Origin of the sequence: Paraburkholderia aspalathi (genome assembly GCF_900116445.1) — a bacterium.
Taxonomy (GTDB): Bacteria; Pseudomonadota; Gammaproteobacteria; order Burkholderiales; family Burkholderiaceae; genus Paraburkholderia; species Paraburkholderia aspalathi.
Window position 1 is genome coordinate 166019 of record NZ_FPBH01000010.1, and the last position, 24465, is coordinate 190483.

A 24465-nucleotide genomic window follows, 5' to 3' on the forward strand; every position below is an offset into this window, starting at 1 on the left:
TCCAAGGTATGCGGAACGAAAAGCTGCAACAAGACCACTGGGGCCTATTCCGGCATTCCCGGTGACGATATGGATGAGGGCTGTTTGAAAGGAAAAAGAAATGCGTGCGCCGCACAAATCGGCCGTTAGCCCCTTGCAGCGGCGATGGGCGCTCACGCGTCGCACGTGCCCGTGCCAACGGGATATGTGTGAGAATCAATGAGGTGTATCTCGTTCGACGCATAGTGCTGTTTTCGTGCGGCTCGCGGCGTGGCGGGGTTAACCCGCGATTCCGGTTTTTCAGCGCGTATTCGGGCGCGCTTCCGCAGCCGTGCAGCGGTGATGGAAAATACGCCGTTCCAGGCACCTTTCGCGTGCTTGTCCCTAAGCTCAAATTGACGTTCTATCGCCCATGAGTTTTCTTGGCATCGACCTCGGCACCGGCTCTCTCAAAGTTGCAATCGTCGACGAAAACGGCCACGAGCAGGCCGCGGCGAGTGTCGCGTATGCATTCGAAACACCGCATTCCGGATGGGCCGAAATCTCGGTGCAAACCTGGTGGCGCGCGCTATGCGAAGCGGCAGGGCGTTTGCCTGCCGGGTTGCGTCGTGACGTGCAAGCAATCGGTTTCTCCGGACAGATGCACGGTGTCGTATTGATCGATGCCGATGGCGCAGCCGTGCGCCCGGCGATGCTCTGGCCCGACACGCGTGCGTTGAGTCTGCTCGATCAGTGGCCCGAGCCGCAGCCGAATCCGGTTGCGCCCGGCATGGCCGGTCCTCTGCTGCGCTGGATCGTGCAGAACGAACCGCAGTCCGCGCGTAAAACACGCTGGGCGCTGCAACCGAAGGATTGGTTGCGCGTCGCGTTGGGTGGCGCGGTCGCAACTGATCCATCGGACGCCTGCGCGACCGCGCTTGCCGATCCCGCAGGCGTGTGGGATCAGGCGCTGTTCGAGCGGCTCGAATTGCCGCATGAATGGTTTGCGCCGCTTGCGCCTTCCTACGCGGCGGGCGGCATTCTGTCGACGGAAGCCGCGCAGGAACTGGGTCTGCGTGCCGGCATCGTGCTCGCAATCGGTGCCGCCGATACGCCATGCGCGGCGCTTGGCAGTGGTCTCGCAAGCGATGGCGACGCATTGCTCACTACCGGCACGGGTGGACAAATCGTCGTGCTCGCCGAGCACGCACCGCAAGCGGTAAAGGGCCTGCATCGGTATCGGGCCGCGAGCGATCACTGGTATCGCATGGCGGCGATGCAAAACGTCGGCGTTGCGCTTGAACGTGTGCGGGGTTGGTTGTCGTATGAATGGGTCGATGCTTATCGTGATGCGTTCGGCGATGCATCGGATCGTGCCCCTGGCGATACAACAGCCGCGATCTCCAGCGCCGCAGCAGGCCTGACTTTTCTGCCCTACCTCACCGGCGAGCGCACTCCGTGGCTCAACCCTGCCGCGCGTGGCGGCTGGCTTGGCCTCGCGCTCGATCACACGCGCGGCACGATGATGCGCGCCGCGTTCGAAGGCGTCGCGTTCTCGCTGCGTGCCGGTCTCGACGCAATCCGCGCGAGCGGCGCGACGGTGACGACCTTGAAGCTCGCTGGCGGCGGTTCAGTCGATGCGCGCTGGCGGCAGTTGCTCGCCGACGCGTTAAACGTCGAACTCCATGCCGTCGACTGCCCCAACGCGGCGCCGCGAGGCGCGGCTATCCTCGGTGGATTGGCGAGCGGGCATTGGCACGCGAGCGACCTCGCCGCGCTTGCGCCGGGCGCGACGCGCGTTGCCGGACCGCAAGGCGATGCCGCGCTCGCCGAACGATATGCGCGCTTTCTCGATCTGTATGGCCGCGTCGAGTCATGGTTCGGCGAGACTCCGCTTCGCTGAGTAACGCGATGTCAGCTACAGACAATGCCGCGACGTACTTTGCAATACCATGACGGCTTTCGCACGCTAAGGTATAGGCCGGCGAACGATGCCGGGCGGCAACGACACTGACCGTCCCCAGTCCGGCACACGAATTAACCGCGAACCGCAAGGTGCGGAACCGCGAACCGCGACACCGGCACGCCGCGCGATATCTCACCGCGACGCGCCAGGCATTCACCGACTCACAGGAGCATTCACGATGAAAACCAAAGCAGCAATCGCATGGAAAGCCGGCGCCCCGTTGACGATCGAAGAAGTGGATCTGGAAGGTCCGCGCGCCGGTGAAGTCCTGATTGAAGTGAAAGCGACGGGTATCTGCCACACCGACTACTACACGCTCTCGGGCGCCGATCCGGAGGGCATCTTCCCGGCGATTCTCGGCCACGAAGGCGCGGGCGTGATCGTCGATGTGGGCCCGGGTGTCGGCACGTTGAAGAAGGGCGATCACGTCATTCCGCTGTACACGCCGGAATGCCGTCAGTGCAAATTCTGTCTGTCGCGCAAGACCAATCTTTGCCAGGCGATCCGTTCGACGCAAGGCAAGGGCCTGATGCCCGATGCCACGTCGCGCTTCTCGCTGGATGGCAAGCCGCTGTTTCACTACATGGGCACATCGACGTTCTCGAACTACATCGTCGTGCCGGAAATCGCGGTCGCGAAGGTGCGTGAAGACGCGCCGTTCGACAAGATCTGCTACATCGGCTGCGGCGTGACGACGGGCGTCGGCGCTGTCGTGTATTCGGCGAAAGTCGAAGCAGGCGCGAACGTCGTGGTGTTTGGTCTCGGCGGCATCGGTCTGAATGTGATTCAAGGCGCGAAGATGGTTGGCGCGGACAAGATCATCGGCGTCGATATCAACCCGGGTCGCATTGAACTGGCGAAGAAATTCGGCATGACCCACTTCATCAACCCGAACGAAGTCGAGAACGTGGTCGACCATATCGTGCAACTCACCGATGGCGGCGCCGATTATTCGTTCGAATGTATCGGCAACACGAAGGTGATGCGTCAGGCGCTGGAATGTACGCACAAGGGCTGGGGTCAGTCGTTCATCATCGGCGTGGCGGCGGCGGGCGAAGAGATCAGCACGCGTCCGTTCCAGTTGGTGACGGGCCGCGAGTGGAAGGGTTCGGCATTCGGCGGCGCGCGCGGCCGCACGGATGTGCCGAAGATCGTTGACTGGTATATGGAAGGCAAGATCAATATCGACGACCTGATCACACACCGTCTGCCGCTCGAGCGCATCAACGAAGGCTTCGATCTGATGAAGAAGGGTGAGTCGATCCGCTCGGTCGTGCTGTACTAATGCGGCGTTGATACGTCATTAATACGTCACCGACCCGGCACAGAAAGGAGCATCTCGATGCTTGAACTATTGTCGTCGCATGCCTGCCATGGCGGCGAGCAGCGGATCTACCGGCACGACTCGCAGACCGTCGGTCTGCCGATGCGCTTCTCGGTGTATCTGCCGCCGCAGGCTTTGCAGGCCAACGCGAACGTGCCTGCGCTGTTCTATCTCGCCGGGCTGACCTGCACGGAAGAAACCTTTCCGGTCAAGGCGGGCGCGCAGCGCTTCGCTGCGCAGCACGGCATCGCGTTGATCGCGCCGGACACCAGTCCGCGCGGTGCGGGTGTGCCGGGCGAAAGCGCGGCGTGGGACTTCGGCGTGGGCGCGGGCTTTTACGTCAACGCGACGCAGCAGCCGTGGGCGAAGCACTATCGGATGTACTCGTATGTGCGCGACGAACTGCGCGAAACAGTGCTCGCGAATCTGCCGGTGGACGGTGGACGTCTGGGCATCTTCGGGCATTCGATGGGTGGCCATGGCGCGTTGATGCTGGCGCTGCGCAACCCGGAGATTTATCGGTCGGTGTCGGCCTTTGCGCCGATCGCGGCGCCTTCACAGTGCCCGTGGGGCGTGAAGGCGTTCAGCGGGTATCTGGGCGAAGACCGTGAAGCGTGGAGGCAGTACGACTCGAGCGAGCTGGTCGCCCACGCGAAGCGCAAGTTCGCTGAGGGGATTCTGATCGATCAGGGGCTGGCGGATCAGTTTCTCGCCGAGCAATTGAACCCGGATGTGTTTGAAGCCGCCTGCAAGGCTGCGGGTCAGCCGCTGACCTTGCGTCGTCATGCTGGCTACGACCACGGGTATTACTTCATCACGACGTTCATCGAGGATCACATCGCGCATCACGCGAAGGTGCTGCTCGGTTGAAATTCGCAGGGCGATGGCGGCGGCACGCAAAGTGTTGCCGCCAGCCGCCGCTTCAATGCCGCTTCAACGACGCCTTAGCAAACTCCCGCCATACACCACCGCCGACAGCACGGTGATCCAGAAGCTCGTCGGCCAGTCGGTGTAGAACGCCAGCGTGAGACCGAGCCAGGCCTGCATCAGCGCGAACACGGCGGCGAGCACGAGACCGGTCGAGAGCCGCGTCGTCACGTTTTGCGCGGCGGCGGCCGGCCCGACCATCAGTGTGAACACCAGCAGCACGCCGACAATCTGCGTGCACGCCGCCACGGCGAGCGCGGCAATCGACAGAAACAGCACCGACACCTTGCGCAACGACACGCCCTTGGCTTCGGCCAATTCCGGCTGCAGCGAAGCAAACAGCAAGGGCCGCATGATCGCGGCGAGCGCGAGCAAACTGACGACGCCCAACCCCGCCAGCACGCCGAGTGTCGACGCATTCACGCCGAGCACATTGCCGAACAGCAGCGCGGTGACCTGGGTCGCGTACGCGGTGAAGAAGTGCAGGAACAGCAAGCCGAAGCCGAGCGACAGCGACAGGATCACGCCGATCGCCACATCGCGTCCGGCCAGTTTCTCGCCGAGCGCGCCCATCCCGACGCCTGCCGCGAGCGTGAAGCCGATCATCCCCCAGATGGGCGAGATACCGATCAGCACAGCGCCGGTCGCGCCGGTGAAGCCGACGTGCGAGAGCGCGTGACCGGCGAAAGTCTGTCCACGCATCACCAGAAAATAGCCCACCACGCCTGCCAGCACCGCGACGATCCCCGACGCCGCGAACGCGTTCACCATGAAATCGTATTCAAACATCGTGCTTATGTCCGTCGCGTGAGTCGTGCTGGTGTGAGTGGCTGTGCGCGCCACCGTGGTCGTGCGAATGTGAATGGCCGTGCCCGTGCGAGTGGCTATGGCCGCCGTTCTCGTCGTGTTCGTGCTCGTGATCGTGTTTTTCGACTTCCACGTCGCCCGACATCACGAAGATGCGGCCATTCACGCGCATCACGTCGATCGGCGAGCCATAGAGACGCGACAGCACCGGCCGCGTAATGACTTCATCGACGGTGCCGAGTGCGGCGACGCCGCTGCCGAGATACAGCACGCGGTCGAGCGCGTGCAGTAGCGGATTCAGTTCATGCGCCGAGAACAGCACGGCAATGCCGAGCTCCTGCTGCACGCGCCGCACCAGTTCCACCACGCTCTTCTGATGATGCGGATCGAGGCTGATCAGCGGTTCGTCGAGTAGCAGCAGCTTGGGGTTACCGAGCAGGCATTGCGCGAGCAGCAGACGCTGACGTTCGCCGCCCGACAGTTCCGACAACGGCCGCTCGGCCAACTGGCGGCCGCCCACCAGATCGAGCACTCGTTCGACATCGGCGCGGGTTTTGCTGTCCGCATGGGGCAGGCCCCAGCGGTGTCCATCGGCGGCCATAGCGACGAAGTCGCGGCCGCGCACGCGGCGCCCGGCGAGCGCACTGCGCGTCTGCGGCATATAACCGATCGACGAGTTGCCACGCTCGACCGGTTGCCCTAGCACGCGGATCGCGCCGCTCGCCGCCGGCACGAGACCGAGCACGGCGCGCATCAGCGTGGTCTTGCCCGCGCCGTTCGGCCCGAGCACGCCGATGAATTCTCCCTGGTTCACCACGAAGCCGGCGTCGCGCAGAATCGTGCGGCCGCCGAGTTCAAGCGTGACGCGCTCGAGTTCAAGCACGGGCACGTTGCTGCGTGCGCCCGTCGATACATTAGCTGGCGTGCTGCGGCCAGTTTCGTTCATTGGGTTTTTCCTTTGGCGGTGCTCGCCGCCGCATTCGCTCCGCCCGCATCGCCCGCAGCCAGCGCCGTGCCCAGCGCGTCGAGCTGCATCAGCATCCACGTCTGATAGGTCTTACCGGCCGGTTCGGTTTCGGTGACGCTCATGGTCGGCACCTTCGATTGCTGCGCGAGCTTCAACATGCGTTTGGTCAGGGCCTCGGTTGCCTGGCTGTTGTAGATCAGAACGCGGACGCGCTTTTCGCGCAGATCGCGTTCGAACGCGGCGATATCGGCCGCGCTTGCTTCAGTGTCGTTCATCGTCGCCAACTGGAAGCGCAGATTGCGCATCGAGAGGCCGACTGCGTCCGACATATAGCCGAACACCGGCTCGGTTGCCGTCACCGGCACGCCGGCGTAGCGGCCATGCAGATCGGCGACTTTGGCGTCGATGGGCTTCAGCGAATCGAGAAACTTCGCGAGGTTCGCATCGTACGCCGACTTGTGCGCCGGGTCAGCCGCGACGAGCGCGGCGCTTACCGCGCGCGCCACTTTCGGCATGGTGGCCGGGTCGTACCAGAGGTGAGGATTATCGCCGCTCTTCTTGCCTGTCAGTTCGGCGGCAACGATCGTCGCGCGATTCGAGCCCTTGGAAGCGGCCAGCAGTTTCGCCATCCACGGATCGTAGTCGGCGCCGTTGTAGACCACAAGGCTCGCATGCTGCAAAGCGCGCGCCGTCTTCGGGCTGGCTTCGAACAGGTGCGGGTCCTGATCCGGATTGCTGAGGATGCTGGTCACGTCGACACGATCGCCACCTAGTTGCTGCACGACGTCACCGTAAAAGTTTTCCGCGGCCACCACCGGGATTTTCGCATCCGCGGCAAATGCGCCGTGGCTGAGCGTGAAAGCAGCGGCGGCCGCCGCGCCCATGGCCACGGTCTTCGACAGCTTCAGCGCATGGCGCGCCCCGTTCAACATCGAGCCGAATTTCTTCATCGTTGTTTCCTGCTGCGTGAGAGTTGAATGAACTACAAATCTTGGGAGCGGTGCGCTTTCATAAGGACGCCCCGGCGGGCCGCGCCGCGCGGGCGCAGCGCGCGCACAGACCGCTTAGCTCGACCACCTGGCGGTGCACCTCGAAACCGTGCGCTGGTGCGCTATGCGACAGCTGTTGGGCGAGATCGCCACCGGGAATCTCGACAGTCGCGCCGCAGCCGTCACACATCAGAAACTGGCTGCGATGCGGCACGCCGACCTCGCAGCAGGCAAAAAACGCGTTCTTCGATTCGATCCGATGGACGAAGCCGTGCGCGAGCAGAAAGTCCAGCGCCCGGTAGATCGTGGTGGGTGGCACGCGCCCGCGTTGCGGCTCGAGCGCGTCCAGCAACTCGTAAGCGCCGATCGGCCGGTCGCTGGCGACGATCGCCGCATACACCTGACGCCGCAGCGGCGTGAGCGCGAGCCCGTGCAGCGCGGCGTGCGCCTCGGCATGGGCGAGCCGTACGGCGTGGTGTTCTGCAATCGATGTAGCCATCAGCGGACTCCCTGACGAACCTGCGAAGCTTCGGAGCGAAGCGAGGCCGCAATGATATAACGTATCTCTAATTTTTGTCAGCGGCTTGCGCAGAAAGCAGCTCGGCGGTCTGCGATTTCTCGTATTTGTATCGGTCGAAACCGGAAGAGGGTGTGCACCGGTCCTGCCGCGCTGCACCATCGAAATCTGGTCGAGCGCCTTGACATGACCCGGTCCGTATCCGATCATTCGATCACTAACAGAGCAATTGTTCGCGCAACGAGCGTTCGCTCACCGCGCCTCAAGAAGCGAAACGAACCGGAGACAGGCAGTGGCGGCACGATTGCAAGACAAGGTGGCCATTCTGACGGGCGCGGCAAGCGGAATCGGTGAAGCCGTGGCCCGGCGCTATCTGGACGAAGGCGCGCGCTGCGTGCTGGTCGACGTGAAGCCGGCGGACAGTTTTGGCGACGCGCTGCGCGCTGCCTACTGCGACCGCGTGCTGACCGTCAGCGCCGACGTAACGCGCCGCGAGGATATCGAACGCATCCTCGCGAGTACGCTGGAGCGTTTCGGCCAGGTCGATATCCTGTTCAACAACGCGGCGCTCTTCGATATGCGCCCGATCCTCGATGAATCCTGGGACGTGTTCGACCGCCTCTTCGCGGTCAACGTGAAGGGCATGTTCTTCCTGATGCAAACCGTCGCGCGGAAAATGGTCGAGCAGGGCCACGGCGGCAAGATCATCAATATGTCGTCGCAAGCTGGGCGCCGCGGCGAGGCGCTGGTGTCGCACTATTGCGCAACCAAAGCCGCCGTACTCAGCTATACGCAATCCGCAGCGCTCGCCCTCGCGCCGCATAAGATCAATGTGAACGGCATCGCGCCGGGCGTCGTCGATACGCCGATGTGGAACGAGGTCGACGCGCTCTTCGCCCGCTATGAAAACCGGCCGCTCGGCGAGAAGAAGCGCCTCGTCGGTGAAGCGGTGCCGCTCGGCCGTATGGGTGTGCCGGACGATCTGACCGGCGCGGCCCTGTTTCTCGCGTCGGCCGATGCCGACTACATCACCGCGCAAACCCTGAATGTCGACGGTGGCAACTGGATGAGCTGAGCGAATTGCAGAGTGGATGAGTCGAACCTGTTTCACCCTTCGTCATTTTCGTAGAACAAACGCAGCATCACATAACGTACGAGAAAGGAGACAACACATGAAACCAGCTACAAAATCCGCGCTGAAGGCGGTCAGTGCCGGCGCTGTCGCATGCTTTGCGTTGCACGCTCAGGCGGCCACGGTGACCATTGCCACGTTGAACAATCCGGACATGATCGAGCTGAAGAAGCTCTCGCCCGCCTTCGAGCAGGCGAATCCGGATATCAAGCTCAACTGGGTGATTCTCGAAGAAAACGTGCTGCGTCAGCGTGCTACCACCGACATCACGACCGGCAGCGGCCAGTTCGACGTGATGACGATCGGTGCGTACGAAACGCCGCAATGGGGCAAGCGCGGCTGGCTCACGCCGCTCACCAATCTGCCCGCTGATTACGATCTGAACGACGTCGTGAAGACGGCCCGCGACGGCCTCTCGAGTGGCGGCCAGTTGTACGCACTGCCGTTCTACGTCGAAAGCTCGATGACGTATTACCGCAAGGATCTGTTCGCGGCCAAGGGCCTGAAAATGCCCGATCAGCCGACCTACGACCAGATCGCTCAGTTCGCCGACAAGCTCACGGACAAAGCCAACGGCATGTACGGTATCTGCCTGCGCGGCAAGGCCGGCTGGGGCGAGAACATGGCGTATGGCACGACGGTGGTGAACACCTTCGGCGGCCGCTGGTTCGACGAGAAGTGGCAGGCGCAGCTGACGTCGCCGGAATGGAAGAAGGCGATGACGTTCTACGTCGATCTGCTGAAGAAAGACGGCCCTCCGGGAGCCAGTTCGAACGGTTTCAACGAAAACCTGACGCTGATGTCCTCGGGCAAGTGCGCGATGTGGATCGATGCAACGGTGGCGGCCGGCATGCTCTACAACAAGCAGCAGTCGCAGATCGCCGACAAGGTGGGCTTTGCGGCAGCGCCGATTGCCGTCACGCCGAAGGGCTCGCATTGGCTGTGGGCGTGGGCGTTGGCCATTCCGAAGTCGTCGAAGCAGGCTGACTCGGCGAAGAAGTTCATCGCGTGGGCCACGTCGAAGCAGTACATCGAACTGGTCGCGAAGGATGAGGGCTGGGCCTCGGTGCCGCCGGGAACGCGCCACTCTACCTACGCACGTCCTGAATACAAACAGGCAGCACCGTTCGGCGACTTCGTGCTGAAGGCAATCGAAACGGCTGACCCGGATCATCCGACTCTGAAGCCGGTGCCGTACACCGGTGTGCAGTTCGTCGGCATTCCTGAGTTCCAGTCGTTCGGCACCGTGGTCGGTCAGAGCATCTCCGGCGCGATTGCCGGTCAGATGACGGTCGATCAGGCGCTGGCAGCCGGCCAGGCAACGGCGAATCGCGCCGTGCAACAGGCCGGGTATCAGAAGTAAAGCGGAAGTCAGCCACATGATTCATGTGGCACGCGCCGGCTGACGCCCGTCAGCCGGCCCACGTAGCACAGTGGGCCGTCCCCGCCGCGTGGGCACCGCGACACCGCATTGCGTCGCGGTAGCCAGGCGGTTCAAGCGATCACGGCGGAGAAAGCGCCGGCCCGCGCATTACCGAACAGGTGGTCAATCATGCGTCCTTTACGCCTGCCTCTTATGCATGCCCATCCCCAAACAGAAAAAGAACGCGAAACCCGCAAAGCCAATTCGGCCCGCTGGCTCGTGACGCCCTCAGTCGCAGTGCTCGTACTGTGGATGGCGATTCCGCTGGCGATGACGATCTGGTTTTCGTTCTCGCGCTATAACCTGTTGAATCCGGATCTGAAGGGCTTCGCCGGTTTCGACAACTACAAGTACCTCGCCAGCGATCCGTCGTTCGGACCGTCGATCGGGCACACGCTCGAGTTGATCATCTCGGTGCTGGTGATCACGGTGGTCGGCGGTGTGTTGATGGCGATTCTGTTCGACCGTAAGTTCTACGGCCAGGGCATTGCGCGGCTACTGGCGATCGCACCATTCTTCGTGATGCCGACGGTTAGCGCGCTGATCTGGAAGAACATGATCTTGCATCCGGTGTATGGCCTGATCGCACAGGGCATGCGCGCAATCGGGCTGCAGCCGATCGACTGGTTCGCCGAGTATCCACTCACGGCCGTGATCATGATCGTCGCGTGGCAGTGGTTGCCGTTCGCGTTCCTGATTCTGTTCACCGCGATCCAGTCGCTCGATCAGGAGCAGAAGGAAGCGGCGCGTATCGACGGCGCGGGTCCGTTCTCGATGTTCTTCTACATCACGCTGCCTCACCTGAAACGGGCGATCGCGGTGGTGGTGATGATGGAGACGATTTTCCTGCTGTCGATCTTCGCCGAAATCTATACGACCACGGGCGGCGGTCCGGGCACCGCGACCACCAATCTGTCGTACCTGATCTATTCGCTGGGCCTGCAACAGTTCGACGTCGGTCTCGCTTCGGCGGGCGGCATTCTGGCTGTCGTGCTGGCTAACATCGTGTCGTTCTTCCTTGTGCGGATGCTCGCGAAGAACCTGAAAGGGGAGTACGAAAAATGAGCCACGTTGCCTCTACCTCTGCGTCGGGCACGGCGCCCATGACCGTGCCGGCCAAGTCGCCGTTCGCCGCAATTCGCCGCGGCATCCCTGGTGTGATCGCCTGGCTCGTCGCGTTGCTGCTGTTCTTTCCGATCTTCTGGATGACGATCACCGCGTTCAAGACGGAGCAGCAGGCGTATTCGTCGTCGCTGTTTTTCATCCCGACGCTCGATAGCTTCCGCGAGGTGTTCGCGCGCAGTAACTACTTTTCGTTCGCGTGGAATTCGATTCTGATCTCGGCGGGCGTCACGCTGCTGTGCCTGATTCTCGCCGTGCCGGCCGCGTACGCGATGGCCTTCTTTCCGACGCGCCGCACGCAGAAAGTCCTGCTGTGGATGCTGTCGACCAAGATGATGCCGTCGGTCGGCGTGCTGGTGCCGATCTATCTGTTGTGGAAGAACAGTGGTCTGCTCGATTCGGTGTCCGGTCTGGTGATCGTCTACACGCTGATCAATCTGCCGATTGCGGTGTGGATGTCGTTCACGTACTTCGCGGAAATTCCGCGCGACATTCTCGAAGCAGGCCGGATCGACGGTGCGGCGACGTGGCAGGAAATCGTCTATCTGCTGATGCCGATGTCGCTGCCGGGGCTTGCCTCCACCGCGCTGCTGCTGGTGATCCTGTCGTGGAACGAAGCGTTCTGGAGCATCAACCTGTCGAGTTCGAACGCGGCGCCGCTGACTGTGTTCATTGCGTCGTACTCGAGTCCTGAAGGTTTGTTCTGGGCCAAGCTCTCCGCTGCTTCATTGCTTGCAGTTGCGCCGATCCTGATTGTCGGCTGGCTGTCGCAGAAGCAACTGGTGCGTGGTCTTACCTTTGGGGCGGTCAAATGACCGCAGGTACGACGGTAGGTCATTTCGCGCTGATCTGCGATTGCGACGGCGTGCTGATCGACAGCGAAGCCGTGGCGGCGCACATGCTGGTGCACGAACTCGAGGCGCGTTGGCCCGATGCCGATGTCGCGCCGGTGGTACTGCCGCTGCTTGGCTTGCGCATTGAAACGGTGTTGCAGGGCACGGCGGCGAAACTGGGCAGGAGCCTCGGCGCCGAGGATATCGAGGCGATCCGCCGGGCGGTGGAAGCAGCGGCGATGCAGGCGCCGGCGGTCGTTGGCATCGAGGTTGCACTCGCGCAGGTGCCGCTCACCAAGGCATGCGCGAGCAACAGTTTCCGGCCGTATGTGGAGAACGTGCTGGCGCGCACGGGCCTCGTGAAGTTCTTCGGCAACCGGCTTTTTTGCGCCGATGCGGTGCCGAATCCGAAGCCCGCGCCCGATGTCTATCTCGCTGCGGCGCTTGGTCTCGGTCTCGCGCCGTCCGCCTGCCTCGTGGTGGAAGACAGCGTGACGGGCGTGACGGCGGCAACCGCGGCGGGCATGACGGTGCTGGGCTTTATCGGCGGCGGTCATGCGAGTGACGCGCAGATCGACGCCTTGCATGCGGCGGGTGCGCGGACTGTGTTCGACGACATGCTGCAGTTGCCGGACCTGGTTGCGCAATGGACGCTGAGCGCGACGGCGGCGACGCCGTAAGCGCGGCCGCGTTGGCGCAGCACCTGGATAAATGAATTGACGTAGCAAGAGCAACATACGGAGACACATCATGGCAAGCGTAACTCTGCGCAACATCCGAAAAGCCTACGACGACAACGAAGTGATGCGTGACATCAACCTCGACATCCTGGACGGCGAATTCGTCGTCTTCGTGGGTCCGAGCGGTTGCGGTAAATCGACGCTGATGCGGATGATCGCCGGCCTCGAAGACATCACCAGCGGCGATCTGACCATCGACAACGCGCGCGTGAACGACGTGCCGCCCGCCAAGCGCGGCATCGCGATGGTGTTCCAGTCGTACGCGCTGTATCCGCACATGACGCTGTACGACAACATGGCGTTCGGCCTCAAACTCGCCGGCACCAAGAAGCCGGAAATCGACGCCGCCGTGCGCAACGCGGCGAAGATCCTGCACATCGACCATCTGCTCGACCGCAAGCCGAAGCAGCTTTCAGGCGGTCAGCGCCAGCGCGTTGCAATCGGCCGCGCAATTACGCGCAAGCCGAAAGTGTTCCTGTTCGACGAACCGTTGTCGAATCTCGACGCCGCGCTGCGCGTGAAGATGCGCCTCGAATTCGCGCGTCTGCATGACGAGCTGAAGACCACGATGATCTACGTAACGCACGATCAGGTCGAGGCCATGACGCTGGCCGACAAGATCGTCGTGCTGTCGGCGGGCAATGTGGAGCAGGTCGGCAGCCCGACCATGCTGTATCACGCGCCGGCCAATCGCTTCGTCGCCGGCTTCATCGGTTCGCCGAAGATGAACTTTATGGAAGGCGTCGTGCAGTCGGTCACGCACGACGGCGTCACGGTGCGCTACGAATCCGGCGAGACTCAGCGTGTTGCGGTGGAGCCCGGCGCGGTGAAACAGGGCGACAAGGTGACCGTTGGCATTCGCCCGGAGCATCTGCATGTGGGCATGACCGACGACGGCGTGTCGGCGAAAACCATGGCGGTCGAATCGCTCGGCGATGCCGCGTATCTGTATGCGGAATCGAGCGTCGCTCCGGATGGGATCATCGCGCGCATTCCGCCGCTCGAGCGGCACAGCAAGGGCGAAGTGCAAAAGCTCGGCGCCACGCCTGAGCACTGCCATTTATTCGACAGCGAAGGGAAAGCCTTCCAGCGTAAGATCGTAGAAGTGCTGGCCGCGTGAGTATGTGATTGGGAAAGCGGCGGGCGCGCCGCTTTCCGTCCGGTCACGTTTATTCACGCTCAGGAAACACTCATGCCCGCCTACGTCGTCATCACGCGCGAGAAAACGCTCGACCCCGCCAAACTGGAAGCATACAAACAGGACGCGCCCGCAGTCTTCGAGAAGCACGCGGTCATGGTGCTCGCGAGCCACGGGCGGAAAGAAGTGGTGGAGGGTCCGCCGATCGACGAAATCCTGATCCTCGAGTTCCCCAGTTACGACGAAGCGATCGCGTGGTATCGCAGCCCGGCGTATCAGGCGGTCAGCGAGACGCGCCTGCAGGGCGGCGAGTACCGCATCATCATCACGGAAGGGCTGCCGGTGTTGTAGCGCGGCGGTGGGCCGCTTCTAAGCCTTGCCTGTAAGCTGGTTAAGCCGCCGCTTCGAGCGCGGCCCGCGCACACAACTCGTCAGTCACCAGTCCCGACAGCCAGCCGCCTTTAAGCACCGCAATCAGCGCCTCGCGCTTGCGTTCACCGCCGGCAAAGCCGATGGTAGGACGCCGCGGCGGCGAGTCGAGCGCAATGCTGGTGACGCGCCGGCCGGTCGGCGATTCGACGTGCGCGCCGGCGGCATCGATCGGCAAGCCGAGCATTTCGGCCACTGCACGGTTCTGCATCAACTCCTTCACCTCCGCGGAGGTGATGAAGCCGTCTTCGTGCAACGGGCATTTCGGCCCGATATTGCCGACCCCGACGAACGCGACATCCGCCTTGGCCAATAGCGATTCGACGATCCGGTAGAGCCGGTGATTGCACCACTGCGCGCGTTCGGTCTCGCTATCGGCGAGCAGCGGGGCGGGCAGCAGAAAATGCTTGCCGCCGGTCTTCTCCGAAATGTGCAGCGCGACGTCGTAGCGGTTCGAGGAGCCGTCCTGGGCGATCGCCCCGACCATCGATACCAAACGGTGCTGCGGACGCTCCAGCTGCGCGATCTGATCGACCGCGGCCTTCAGCGTACGGCCGCTGCCCACGGCGACCACCATCGGTTTTTCTTCGACCAGATAGCGTTCCATGACCTGCGCGCCGGCTACTGCCAGCTTGCGGTCGACTTCTTCCGAGGTATCGCTGTCGATTGGTACGACTTCGCACATGCTCAGGCCGTAGCGCTTCGAGAGTTGATCGGCGAGCGCGAGGCAATCGGCCAGTTTGTGATCGACGCGCACGCGGATCAGGTTCTTTTCGACCGCGAAGGCCACCAGCCGCTGTGCGACCGGGCGCGACACCTGGAGTTTTTCGGCGATCTCGTTCTGGGTGTTGCCTGCGACGTAGTAGAGCCACGCGGCGCGGGTAGCAAGGTCTAATTTTTCTGTGGACTTGGGCACGGTGACGGTTCGCTTGAAGTGCGCCGATGATAGCAGCCGGTTCCCGCGTCTCAACGGGAACCGGCTGTGCTTTGCCGGTCAGGCGAGCGGTTGTCGCGCGGGGTCGAACAGCGGCCGCACGTGGCGGTAGAGCGCGCGATACGCTTCGAGCCGGGTGCGCAGTTCGGCGTGCCGGCGCGGGTTCGGCGTGAACTCCTTTTCGATCGGCGGCTTGCTCAGCACCTTGGCCGGATCGCCGCCCGCGGCCAGCCAGCCGAGGCGGGCCGCGCCGAGCGCCGCGCCGGTTTCGCCGCCGCCGTGCTTGCGGGTGGCGGTGTCGAGCGCATCGGCGAGCAGTTGTGCCCAGTAGTCGCTGCGAGCGCCGCCGCCGAGCAGGGACAACGCCTTTGCTTCGGTGCCGGCCGCGCGCAAGGCGTCGAGGCCGTCGGTGAGCGCGAGCGTCACACCTTCGAGTACCGCGTAGCCGAGCAAGGCGCGATCGGTCGCGTGATTCATGCCGAAGAACACGCCCTGCGCATACGGGTCGTTGTGCGGCGTGCGTTCACCGGACAGATAAGGCAGAAAGAGTGGGGCAGTGGTCAACGCTTCCGCTGGCAGCGCTTCGATTTCGGCGAGCAGCGTCGGTTCGTCGGTGGAGGTGAGCTTGCAGACCCAGCGCAAACAGCTTGCCGCCGACAGCACCACGCTCATCTGATGCCAGCGATCCGGAATCGCATGGCAGAACGCGTGCACCGCGGAGGCGGGATTCGGCCGGAAGCTGTCGCCGACCACGCACAACACGCCGGACGTGCCGAGCGAGACGAAGCCGTCGCCCGGTTGCGTGGCGCCGATGCCGATTGCGCTCGTAGCATTGTCGCCACCGCCGGCCGCGACGATCACACCGTCGCTCAAACCGAACTCGCGCGCCACTGCGGGAAGCAGGGTGCCGGACGGTTCGCTGCCTTCGCACAAGGCCGGCATCTGCGCGCGCGTCATGTTGCAGGCGGCGAGCAGCGAATCGGACCAGTCGCGTTTGGCGACGTCGAGCCACAACGTGCCGGCTGCATCCGATGGATCGGACACCTTGCCGCCGGTCAGTTGCAGACGCAGGTAATCCTTCGGTAGCAGCACGCAGGCGGTCTGCGCGAAGATTTCCGGTTCGTGGTGCGCCACCCATAGCAGCTTCGGCGCGGTGAACCCGGGCATCGCGAGATTGCCGGCCACGGTGTGCAAGTCCGGCGCGCGCTCGGTCAGCTCCGCGCACTCCTTGTCGCTGCGCATGTCGTTCCACAGGATCGCGGGCCGCAATACGCGGTCTTGTGCGTCCAGCAGCACGGCCCCGTGCATCTGTCCCGAGAGGCCGATGCCGCGAATCTGCGCGAACTCATCCGGATGTTTGGCGCGCAACGCGGCCAGCGCCGCGCGCGTGCCGGCCCACCAATCTTCGGGATTCTGTTCGGCCCAGCGCTGATGCGGACGCGAAACGGTAAAAGGTGAGCCTGCGGTGCCGATCACGCGTCCATCGGAGGCGAGCAGCAGGACTTTCACTTCGGACGTGCCGAGGTCGATGCCGAGATACATGGGCGCGAAACCTTCGTCGTTAGGGATGCGCTACTTTAGCCGCACATGGCGCGCGGTGCCATGCGCATTAAGCCTGGCACCGGCGTGTTTCGCGTGATTTGATACAGCGCGGGTCAGGCCGCGCCGCGTTTGGCCAGCCATACGTCGACACGCGCCAACGCGCCCGCCAACGCCGATTCCAGCTCTGGTGTCTGCGCCATGCTGCCCCAGAGCAGCCGGTCAGCGGCGAACGCCTGCAACGGATCCGGCGCGCTAAAGAAACCGCGGGCAACTTTTTCGTCCATCACGCCATCCTGATACGCATACGGCAATGTGCCGGCGTTCCAGCGTTCAAGGAAGCGGAAGAACAGCGCCGGCAACATGGCCGTCGCCGAAGGCGTGACGCCACGTTCGAAGCATTCGGCGAGCGTCGGTGCGATAAAGCCTGGCAGCTTCGAAAAGCCATCAGCCGCGACGCGCTGGTTGGTGTCCTGGATGTAGGGATTGCCGAAGCGTTCGAGCACCACGTCGCGATAGCGTTCAAGATCGAGCGGACTCGGCGTGAGGCACGGAATCACGTCTTCGGTCACGTAGTCGAAGGCGAATTTGTTGATGTCCGGATCGAGCGTGCCTTCGTGAATGTAGGTCAGTCCGACCAGCGTGCCTGCCCACGCAATGCAGCTATGCGTCGCGTTGAGGATGCGGATCTTCGCTTCCTCGTACGGCAGCACCGAGTCGACCAGCTCTGCGCCGACCTTTTCCCACGCGGGGCGTCCGGCAATAAAGCGGTCTTCGATCACCCACTGGATGAAGGATTCGCCCATCACCGGGCAGGCATCGTCGACGCCGGTGGCGGCTTTGACGCGTTCGCGCACGTCGGGCGTCGGGCGCGGCGTAATGCGGTCGACCATCGAACTCGGGCACGCGGTGTTGTCGTCGAACCATTGCGCCAGATCGTCCGCGCCGCGCCGTTCGAGAAACTCGCTCATACCTGCATGAAAACGCTCGCCGTTGCTGCGCAGGTTATCGCAGGTCTGCAGCGTGACCGGGCCGGCGCCGCGCTTCATGCGTGCGTCGAGAATTGCCGCGAGCGCGCCGTAAATCGTGGTGTGACCGCCTTTCAGGTCAGCCGCGAGATCGGCGTTGGCCGTGTCGAGTTCGTCGTCTTCGTCGAGGTAATAGCCGCCTTCGGTCACGGTGAACGCAATGATCTTGCAGGCCGGATCGGCGCCCGCTTCAATCAGCGCATCGAGACTCTCGGTCCACGGCACCACGCGCTCGATCGAACGAATCGTCTCGTACGCGCGCTCGCCTTGCGGCGTGACAGTCTCGAGCGTATAGACGCCGTTTTGCGCGGCGAGCGCGTCGAGCACCGCGTTCATGTCGCTGCGGATATTGCCGACCGTCAGCGACCAGTGCGGCTCGCCCGCCACCTTCGCCTCGTTCAACCGATGGAGATACCACGCCTGATGCGCGCGATGAAACGATCCCGCGCCGATGTGCAGGATCACGTGTGCGGCCGCGCCGCTGCCTTGCCCGCTGTTCATGTGCGTCTCCTGAGTGTCCTTGATCGCACGGCTCGGCGCGTGCGTTTTTTCTTGGGGTGGAGCATTTGCTCTGTCTGTGAGCGAATGATCGTACCCGGCGGAACGAATGTCAAGGCGACGTAGCGGGCTTTTCGTGGCGCAGCGCGGCGTGGCGGGACTTCCGGCGCGACTCGCGTGACGCCGGGGCGTTATGGGACGTGTCTCGAGGTGCGTATTGCATTGCATCAAATTTGACTTTCACCGCGCCAGGACTAACCCGAATGCAAAAAAGTATCGGTCTGCGGTTTGATTTTTAGTGGTGGATCAGCCGCTAGAGGGCTACTTTTCGCTATACAAGATGAAGTTCAGCGGCACCCGCAGCACGCCGCTTCACGGAGGAAGACGCGAATGCAACCCGATCTGGAAGTCGTCGCCGTACGGCGCGACGAATCCTTCAAAGTGTGGTCGCACGGCTATCCGTATCGCACGGTGCGTTGGCACTTTCACCCGGAATACGAAATTCACTTGATCGTGGCGACGACCGGCAAGATGTTCGTCGGCGATCACATCAGCAGCTTTACGCCTGGCAACCTCGTGTTGATGGGGCCGAACCTGCCGCACAACTGGGTTAGCGACGTGCCGGAGGGCGAGACGATTGCGCAGCGCAATCTGGTCGTTCAGTTCGGGCAGGAGTTCGTGTCGAGTTGCATGGGCAGTTTTCCTGAGTGGCGCCAGGTCGAAGCATTGCTCGCCGATTCGCGCCGTGGCGTGTCGTTCGGTGCGGAAACGAGTGCAGCGATCCAGCCGTTGTTCCTCGAATTGTTGGCGGCGCGCGGACTGCGCCGTCTCGTGCTGTTCATGTCGATGCTCGAGATCCTGATGAACGCCGAGGACCGCGAGACGCTCGCGAGTCCCGCCTATCAGGCCGACCCGACCGGTTTCGCGTCGACGCGCATCAATCACGCGCTCTCGTATATCGGCAAGAACCTGTCCAACGATCTGCGCGAATCGGACTTGGCGCAACTCGCTGGCCAAAGCGTGAGTGCGTTCTCGCGTTACTTCCGCCGTCATACAGGGCTGCCGTTCGTGCAGTACGTGAACCGCATGCGTATCAACCTCGCATGCCAACTGCTCACGGACGAAGAACTGAGCGTCACCGATATCTGCTTCAAGGCGGGCTTTAACAACCTGTCGAATTTCAACCGGCAGTTCCTCGCGGTCAAAGGCATGGCGCCTTCGAAATTCCGCCGCTATCAGCAACTGAACGACGCGAGCCGCGACGCTTCCGAAGAAGCTGCCGCGCGCGGCGCCGGCATCGACAATGCACCTGCGATCGTACTTGCGCCAGGTTTGCCACGCAGCGCCGCGGCTGCGTATCCACCGACGTAGTCCTTCACCAGGCTTCTAGCCGAAGCGTTTTACTTCACCCGCGTTTTAACGCCTATCGCGCTGTCCACAGACAGCGTGAGGGACGTGCTCATCTCATCGAACAGTTTTAATAACGGAGACAACCATGACGCAATCCACTTCGAAGCAGGCATCGTTGAAGACCTTCGCGCGCAGCACGGCTGCGTTGGCGACGCTTGCATTCGGTCTTTCGTTTATCGCCGCGCCGGCTGCACTTGCCGCGCCGCTAAAGATCGGCATGACATTTCAGGAGTTGAACAACCCGTACTTCGTAACGATGCAAAAGGCGCTGAACGATGCGGCGGCGTCGATCGGCGCGACGGTGGTCGTGACCGACGCGCATCATGACGTCAGCAAGCAGGTCAGCGACGTCGAAGATATGTTGCAAAAGAAGATCGACATCCTGCTCGTGAATCCGACCGATTCGACCGGCATTCAATCGGCGGTGACGTCGGCGAAGAAGGCGGGCGTGGTGGTGGTTGCTGTTGATGCGAACGCGAACGGTCCGGTTGATTCGTTCGTCGGGTCGAAGAATTACGACGCGGGCGAGATGGCCTGTGAGTATCTGGCGAAGTCGATTGGCGGCAGTGGCGAGGTGGCGATCCTCGATGGCATTCCGGTGGTGCCGATTCTCGAGCGTGTGCGTGGGTGCAAGGCAGCGCTTGCGAAAGTGCCTGGCATCAAACTCGTGGATACGCAGAATGGTAAGCAGGAACGCGCGACTGCGTTGTCCGTCACCGAGAACATGATTCAGGCGCATCCGAATCTGAAGGGCGTGTTCAGCGTGAACGACGGTGGCTCGATGGGCGCGCTCTCCGCGATCGAATCATCGGGTAAAGATATCAAGCTGACCAGCGTCGACGGTGCGCCGGAAGCGATCGCCGCGATCCAGAAGCCGAATTCAAAGTTCATCGAAACGTCCGCGCAGTTCCCGGCCGACCAGGTGCGTATCGCACTCGGCATTGCGCTCGCGAAGAAGTGGGGCGCCAATGTGCCGAAGGCGATTCCGGTCGACGTGAAGATGATCGACAAGAGCAATGCCAAGGGCTTCAGCTGGTAAGCCGAATGCTCGTTGCCATGTTTCTTCGATGAACATGGCGACGAGCAGCAGAGGAGGACCCGATGGACACGATACTCAAGCTCGACAAAATCACCAAAAGCTTTCCCGGTGTGAAGGCGTTGCAAGGCATTCACCTGGAAATCGCGCGCGGTGAGATTCACGCGTTGCTCGGCGAAAACGGCGCGGGAAAATCCACGTTGATGAAAATCCTGTGCGGCATCTATCAGCCGGACGAAGGCACGATTACGATCGCGGGCGAAGTGCGGCACTTCACGAACTACCACGATGCGGTTGCCGCGGGCGTGGGTATCGTGTTTCAGGAGTTCAGCCTGATTCCGTATCTGAACGCGGTTGAGAACATGTTTCTCGGCCGTGAATTGAAGAACGGTTTGGGTCTGCTCGAGCGCGGCAAGATGCGGCGCGCGGCCGCGGCGATTTTTAAGCGCCTGGGCGTGGCGATCGACTTGTCGGTGCCGATTCGTGAGTTGTCGGTTGCGCAGCAGCAGTTCGTTGAAATCGGCAAGGCGTTGTCTTTGGAAGCGCGCATTCTGATTCTGGATGAGCCGACCGCGACGCTCACACCTGCCGAAGCGGAACACCTGTTCGCGATCATGCGTGACCTGAAACAGCAGGGCGTCGCGATGATCTTCATCTCGCATCACCTGGAGGAAATCTTTGAGGTGTGCGATCGCATTACCGTATTGCGCGACGGCCAGTACGTCGGCATGACGGAGGTCGCGCAATCCGATGTGAGCCGTCTGGTGGAAATGATGGTGGGGCGTCGCATCGAGAACAGCTTTCCGCCGAAGCCGCCACTGCGTACTGATGCGAAGATCGTGCTCGACGTCGAAAAGCTGCAGTTGCTGAAAGACAGCCCGGTGCTGAGCTTCAATTTGCGTGAAGGCGAGATTCTCGGTTTCGCTGGACTGGTCGGTTCGGGCCGCACGGAAACCGCGCTGGCCGTGATCGGCGCTGACCCGGCGTACGTGAAAGAAATCCGCATCAACGGCACAGCCGAAAAACTATCCGATCCCGCCGATGCTCTGCGCGCCGGCGTCGGCATTCTTCCTGAGAGCCGCAAGACCGAAGGCCTGATCACTGATTTCTCGATTAAGCAGAACATCTCGATCAACAACCTCGGCAAGTACCGCTCGCTGCGCTTCTTCATCGATCAGCGCAGTGAAGCGCGTGCGACCGCCGACATCATGAAGCGCGTCGGCGTCAAAGCCCCGACGATGCACACCGAAGTCGCGACGCTCTCAGGCGGCAATCAGCAAAAGGTGGTGATCGCGCGCTGGCTGAATCACCACACCAACATCCTCATCTTCGACGAACCGACACGCGGCATCGACGTCGGCGCCAAAGCCGAAATCTATCTGCTGATGCGCGAACTCACCGCGCGCGGCTACTCGATCATCATGATCTCGTCCGAACTGCCGGAGATCGTCGGCATGTGCGACCGCGTCGCCGTGTTCCGGCAGGGCCGCATCGAAGCGATGCTCAAAGGCGGCGAGATCGACTCGAACGCCGTGATGACCTATGCAACAGCCGGCACCCGTGGAGCAGCTCATGAACACGCCTAATCCTTCTTCATCGCCGAAAACGTCGACTGTCAGTAGTGACACGCCGGGCGCACCGGTGCGCTTTACGTGGGCCGCGTTGAAACGCTCGACGCTGTTCTATCCGTTCATCGGCTTGCTGGTGGTGTGCATCGTGATGGTATTCGCGAGCGACAGTTTTCTCTCCGCTGCGAATCTGGAGAACGTGCTGCGCCAGGTGTCGATCAACGCGATCATTGCTGTGGGGATGACGTGCGTGATTCTGACTGGAGGTATCGATCTGTCGGTTGGCTCCGTGATGGCTTTGGCGGGCACGCTCGCCGCGGGTTTGATGGTGGCCGGGATGAACGCAGTGGCTGCCTTGGCGGTCGGCGTCGCAGTCGGTTTGGGCTTCGGCGCTGCGAACGGATTCTTCGTCGCGTTCGCCGGTATGCCACCGATCATCGTCACGCTCGCGACGATGGGGATCGCCCGCGGCCTCGCGCTGATCTACACGGGTGGTTATCCAATCGACGGCCTGCCTGAGTGGGTCAGTTTCTTCGGCAGCGGCAAGATCTTCGGCATTCAGGCGCCGGTTGTGATCATGGTGGTGATCTATGCGATCGCCTGGGTGTTGCTCGAACGGATGCCGTTCGGCCGCTACGTGTATGCGATTGGCGGCAACGAACAGGCGACGCGTCTGTCCGGTGTGCGTGTGGCTCGCGTGAAGTTGATCGTCTACTCGATTGCTGGTTTGACGTCCTCCTTCGCCGCCATCGTGTTGACTGCACGCTTGATGAGCGGCCAGCCGAACGCAGGCGTCGGTTTCGAACTCGATGCCATCGCCGCCGTGGTGATGGGTGGTACCTCGATTTCCGGTGGACGCGGCTCGATCATCGGCACTCTGATCGGCGCGTTGCTACTGGGCGTGTTGAACAACGGCCTGAACATGGTCGGCGTGAATCCTTATGTGCAGAACGTGATCAAGGGCGGAATTATTTTGCTGGCGATCTACATCAGCCGCGACCGTAGAAAGTAACTCTTAAACGACCTCCTTTTAGCAGGACCATGCAATGACTCAATCCACGCAATCCGATAAGCAGGAAATGACGGCGATCGTCTGCCACGCACCGAAAGACTATCGCGTCGAACAGGTGTCCAAGCCCAAGGCCCGCGCGCATGAGCTGGTGATCCGAATCGCCGCGTGCGGTATCTGCGCGAGCGACTGTAAGTGTCATTCTGGCGCGAAGATGTTTTGGGGCGGCCCGAGCCCATGGGTCAAAGCGCCGGTGATTCCGGGCCACGAGTTCTTCGGTTTCGTCGAAGAAATCGGCGAGGGTGCGGCCGATCACTTCGGGGTGAAGATCGGCGACCGCGTGATCGCCGAACAGATTGTGCCGTGCGGCAAATGCCGTTATTGCAAATCCGGCCAGTACTGGATGTGTGAGGTGCACAACATTTTCGGTTTCCAGCGCGAAGTCGCGGACGGCGGCATGGCCGAATATATGCGCATTCCGCCGACGGCAATCGTCCATAAGATTCCCGATGGCATCTCGCTCGAAGACGCCGCGATCATTGAACCGCTTGCTTGCGCGATCCACACGGTGAACCGCGGTGATCTGCAACTCGACGACGTGGTGGTGATTGCCGGAGCAGGTCCGCTTGGCTTGATGATGACGCAAGTCGCGCATCTGAAAACACCGAAGAAGCTGGTCGTGATCGATCTGGTTGAGGAGCGTCTGGCACTTGCGCGTGAATACGGCGCGGACGTGACGATCAATCCGAAACAGGAAGACGCACTGGCGATCATTCATTCGCTGACTGATGGCTATGGTTGCGACGTTTATATCGAAACGACCGGCGCGCCGATCGGCGTCAATCAGGGCATGGAGATGATCCGCAAGCTTGGGCGCTTCGTCGAGTTTTCCGTGTTCGGTTCGGATACGACGCTGGACTGGTCGGTGATCGGCGACCGCAAGGAACTCGATGTGCGCGGCGCGCATCTGGGTCCATACTGTTATCCGATTGCGATCGATTTGCTGGCGCGCGGGCTCGTGACGTCGAAGGGTATTGTCACGCACGGCTTTTCGCTGGAAGAATGGGACGAAGCGATCAAGGTCGCTAACTCGCTCGATTCGATCAAGGTATTGATGAAGCCGCGTGCCTGAGCGCTTGGCGCGGCGCGAGGCAAGGACGAGCGGCATATA

Annotated in this window: 22 protein-coding genes; 15 read left to right on the top strand and 7 right to left on the bottom strand. The window is 62.2% G+C overall.

Translation table 11 applies throughout. The features are described 5' to 3' along the window. The first annotated feature begins 391 nt into the window (after positions 1-391). The 3 genes from BM438_RS17600 to fghA all read left to right on the top strand — a co-directional run bounded on the left by BM438_RS17600 (position 392) and on the right by fghA (position 4118). On the top strand, positions 392-1861 hold the full coding sequence (locus BM438_RS17600) for a xylulokinase (RefSeq protein ID WP_093635625.1): 1470 nt from the start codon (positions 392-394) through the stop codon (positions 1859-1861). A 241-nt stretch (positions 1862-2102) separates the two neighbouring features. Beyond that, positions 2103-3209, top strand: coding sequence for an S-(hydroxymethyl)glutathione dehydrogenase/class III alcohol dehydrogenase (locus BM438_RS17605; RefSeq protein WP_093635627.1), 1107 nt, complete (start codon positions 2103-2105; stop codon positions 3207-3209). A 57-nt stretch (positions 3210-3266) separates the two neighbouring features. After that, the gene (gene fghA / locus BM438_RS17610; RefSeq protein WP_093635629.1) at positions 3267-4118 is read left to right on the top strand and encodes an S-formylglutathione hydrolase; all 852 of its coding nucleotides are present in this window, start codon (positions 3267-3269) and stop codon (positions 4116-4118) included. A gap of 63 nt (positions 4119-4181) precedes the next feature. On the opposite strand, the gene BM438_RS17615 is transcribed toward fghA, so the two are convergent. From BM438_RS17615 to BM438_RS17630, 4 genes are read right to left on the bottom strand one after another with little or no spacing between them, the layout of a single operon-like run. Further along, on the bottom strand, positions 4182-4964 hold the full coding sequence (locus tag BM438_RS17615; protein WP_093635631.1) for a metal ABC transporter permease: 783 nt from the start codon (positions 4962-4964) through the stop codon (positions 4182-4184). After that, positions 4957-5928: an ABC transporter ATP-binding protein gene (locus BM438_RS17620; RefSeq protein WP_093635633.1), complete on the bottom strand. Its 972-nt coding sequence runs from the start codon at positions 5926-5928 to the stop codon at positions 4957-4959. Before BM438_RS17620 ends, BM438_RS17615 begins: the two co-directional genes overlap by 8 nt. Continuing rightward, positions 5925-6899, bottom strand: a complete 975-nt coding sequence (locus tag BM438_RS17625) for a metal ABC transporter solute-binding protein (protein WP_093635635.1) — start codon at positions 6897-6899, stop codon at positions 5925-5927. The genes BM438_RS17620 and BM438_RS17625 overlap by 4 nt, the downstream gene beginning before the upstream one ends. 58 nt (positions 6900-6957) lie before the next feature. After that, the gene (locus BM438_RS17630; protein WP_093635637.1) at positions 6958-7437 is read right to left on the bottom strand and encodes a Fur family transcriptional regulator; all 480 of its coding nucleotides are present in this window, start codon (positions 7435-7437) and stop codon (positions 6958-6960) included. Between the two features lie 310 nt (positions 7438-7747). On the opposite strand from BM438_RS17630, the gene BM438_RS17635 reads away from it, so the two are divergent. The 7 genes from BM438_RS17635 (at position 7748) to BM438_RS17665 (ending at position 14194) form a co-directional block, all read left to right on the top strand. Further along, positions 7748-8530 (top strand): L-iditol 2-dehydrogenase, encoded by a 783-nt coding sequence (locus tag BM438_RS17635; protein ID WP_093635639.1) that lies wholly within the window; start codon positions 7748-7750, stop codon positions 8528-8530. A gap of 97 nt (positions 8531-8627) precedes the next feature. Beyond that, complete coding sequence (locus tag BM438_RS17640; protein ID WP_093635641.1) at positions 8628-9950, top strand: ABC transporter substrate-binding protein; 1323 nt, start codon at positions 8628-8630, stop codon at positions 9948-9950. Positions 9951-10139: 189 nt separating this feature from the next. Then, a complete protein-coding gene (locus BM438_RS17645; RefSeq protein ID WP_093635644.1) occupies positions 10140-11075 on the top strand; it encodes a carbohydrate ABC transporter permease in 936 nt (311 codons plus the stop codon). A gap of 38 nt (positions 11076-11113) precedes the next feature. Further along, positions 11114-11947, top strand: coding sequence for a carbohydrate ABC transporter permease (locus BM438_RS17650; protein ID WP_234487518.1), 834 nt, complete (start codon positions 11114-11116; stop codon positions 11945-11947). Next, positions 11944-12645, top strand: coding sequence for an HAD family hydrolase (locus BM438_RS17655; RefSeq protein ID WP_093635648.1), 702 nt, complete (start codon positions 11944-11946; stop codon positions 12643-12645). The genes BM438_RS17650 and BM438_RS17655 overlap by 4 nt, the downstream gene beginning before the upstream one ends. A gap of 70 nt (positions 12646-12715) precedes the next feature. After that, complete coding sequence (locus BM438_RS17660) at positions 12716-13825, top strand: ABC transporter ATP-binding protein (protein ID WP_054034358.1); 1110 nt, start codon at positions 12716-12718, stop codon at positions 13823-13825. 72 nt (positions 13826-13897) lie between these two features. Then, positions 13898-14194, top strand: coding sequence for a DUF1330 domain-containing protein (locus BM438_RS17665; protein WP_054034356.1), 297 nt, complete (start codon positions 13898-13900; stop codon positions 14192-14194). A 40-nt stretch (positions 14195-14234) separates the two neighbouring features. On the opposite strand, the gene BM438_RS17670 is transcribed toward BM438_RS17665, so the two are convergent. From BM438_RS17670 to dalD, 3 genes are all read right to left on the bottom strand, one after another. Continuing rightward, on the bottom strand, positions 14235-15188 hold the full coding sequence (locus BM438_RS17670) for a sugar-binding transcriptional regulator (RefSeq protein ID WP_093635650.1): 954 nt from the start codon (positions 15186-15188) through the stop codon (positions 14235-14237). Between the two features lie 78 nt (positions 15189-15266). Then, positions 15267-16748, bottom strand: coding sequence for a xylulokinase (gene xylB / locus BM438_RS17675; protein WP_093635652.1), 1482 nt, complete (start codon positions 16746-16748; stop codon positions 15267-15269). 113 nt (positions 16749-16861) lie between these two features. After that, entirely contained in the window at positions 16862-18274 is a 1413-nt protein-coding gene (gene dalD / locus BM438_RS17680; RefSeq protein ID WP_093635654.1) for a D-arabinitol 4-dehydrogenase, read from the bottom strand. Between the two features lie 387 nt (positions 18275-18661). On the opposite strand from dalD, the gene BM438_RS17685 reads away from it, so the two are divergent. The 5 genes from BM438_RS17685 (at position 18662) to BM438_RS17705 (ending at position 24426) form a co-directional block, all read left to right on the top strand. After that, complete coding sequence (locus BM438_RS17685) at positions 18662-19642, top strand: AraC family transcriptional regulator (protein WP_093635656.1); 981 nt, start codon at positions 18662-18664, stop codon at positions 19640-19642. A gap of 124 nt (positions 19643-19766) precedes the next feature. Continuing rightward, complete coding sequence (locus BM438_RS17690; RefSeq protein ID WP_093635658.1) at positions 19767-20720, top strand: ABC transporter substrate-binding protein; 954 nt, start codon at positions 19767-19769, stop codon at positions 20718-20720. Between the two features lie 62 nt (positions 20721-20782). Then, the gene (locus tag BM438_RS17695; RefSeq protein WP_093635660.1) at positions 20783-22303 is read left to right on the top strand and encodes a sugar ABC transporter ATP-binding protein; all 1521 of its coding nucleotides are present in this window, start codon (positions 20783-20785) and stop codon (positions 22301-22303) included. Further along, on the top strand, positions 22290-23297 hold the full coding sequence (locus BM438_RS17700) for an ABC transporter permease (protein ID WP_093635662.1): 1008 nt from the start codon (positions 22290-22292) through the stop codon (positions 23295-23297). Before BM438_RS17695 ends, BM438_RS17700 begins: the two co-directional genes overlap by 14 nt. A gap of 34 nt (positions 23298-23331) precedes the next feature. Then, entirely contained in the window at positions 23332-24426 is a 1095-nt protein-coding gene (locus tag BM438_RS17705; RefSeq protein WP_093635664.1) for an alcohol dehydrogenase catalytic domain-containing protein, read from the top strand. Positions 24427-24465 lie beyond the last annotated feature (39 nt).

What these genes read in the sequence shown, in the direction of transcription:
- dalD (WP_093635654.1), bottom strand. Translation starts at nt 18,274, where the DNA reads ATGAACAGCGGGCAAGGCAGCGGCGCGGCCGCACACGTGATCCTGCAC.
- BM438_RS17640 (WP_093635641.1), top strand. Translation starts at nt 8,628, where the DNA reads ATGAAACCAGCTACAAAATCCGCGCTGAAGGCGGTCAGTGCCGGCGCT.
- BM438_RS17650 (WP_234487518.1), top strand. Translation starts at nt 11,114, where the DNA reads ATGACCGTGCCGGCCAAGTCGCCGTTCGCCGCAATTCGCCGCGGCATC.
- BM438_RS17700 (WP_093635662.1), top strand. Translation starts at nt 22,290, where the DNA reads ATGAACACGCCTAATCCTTCTTCATCGCCGAAAACGTCGACTGTCAGT.
- BM438_RS17605 (WP_093635627.1), top strand. Translation starts at nt 2,103, where the DNA reads ATGAAAACCAAAGCAGCAATCGCATGGAAAGCCGGCGCCCCGTTGACG.
- BM438_RS17660 (WP_054034358.1), top strand. Translation starts at nt 12,716, where the DNA reads ATGGCAAGCGTAACTCTGCGCAACATCCGAAAAGCCTACGACGACAAC.
- fghA (WP_093635629.1), top strand. Translation starts at nt 3,267, where the DNA reads ATGCTTGAACTATTGTCGTCGCATGCCTGCCATGGCGGCGAGCAGCGG.
- BM438_RS17600 (WP_093635625.1), top strand. Translation starts at nt 392, where the DNA reads ATGAGTTTTCTTGGCATCGACCTCGGCACCGGCTCTCTCAAAGTTGCA.
- BM438_RS17625 (WP_093635635.1), bottom strand. Translation starts at nt 6,899, where the DNA reads ATGAAGAAATTCGGCTCGATGTTGAACGGGGCGCGCCATGCGCTGAAG.
- BM438_RS17630 (WP_093635637.1), bottom strand. Translation starts at nt 7,437, where the DNA reads ATGGCTACATCGATTGCAGAACACCACGCCGTACGGCTCGCCCATGCC.
- BM438_RS17645 (WP_093635644.1), top strand. Translation starts at nt 10,140, where the DNA reads ATGCGTCCTTTACGCCTGCCTCTTATGCATGCCCATCCCCAAACAGAA.
- BM438_RS17655 (WP_093635648.1), top strand. Translation starts at nt 11,944, where the DNA reads ATGACCGCAGGTACGACGGTAGGTCATTTCGCGCTGATCTGCGATTGC.
- BM438_RS17665 (WP_054034356.1), top strand. Translation starts at nt 13,898, where the DNA reads ATGCCCGCCTACGTCGTCATCACGCGCGAGAAAACGCTCGACCCCGCC.
- BM438_RS17695 (WP_093635660.1), top strand. Translation starts at nt 20,783, where the DNA reads ATGGACACGATACTCAAGCTCGACAAAATCACCAAAAGCTTTCCCGGT.
- BM438_RS17620 (WP_093635633.1), bottom strand. Translation starts at nt 5,928, where the DNA reads ATGAACGAAACTGGCCGCAGCACGCCAGCTAATGTATCGACGGGCGCA.
- BM438_RS17615 (WP_093635631.1), bottom strand. Translation starts at nt 4,964, where the DNA reads ATGTTTGAATACGATTTCATGGTGAACGCGTTCGCGGCGTCGGGGATC.
- BM438_RS17685 (WP_093635656.1), top strand. Translation starts at nt 18,662, where the DNA reads ATGCAACCCGATCTGGAAGTCGTCGCCGTACGGCGCGACGAATCCTTC.
- BM438_RS17705 (WP_093635664.1), top strand. Translation starts at nt 23,332, where the DNA reads ATGACTCAATCCACGCAATCCGATAAGCAGGAAATGACGGCGATCGTC.
- BM438_RS17690 (WP_093635658.1), top strand. Translation starts at nt 19,767, where the DNA reads ATGACGCAATCCACTTCGAAGCAGGCATCGTTGAAGACCTTCGCGCGC.
- xylB (WP_093635652.1), bottom strand. Translation starts at nt 16,748, where the DNA reads ATGTATCTCGGCATCGACCTCGGCACGTCCGAAGTGAAAGTCCTGCTG.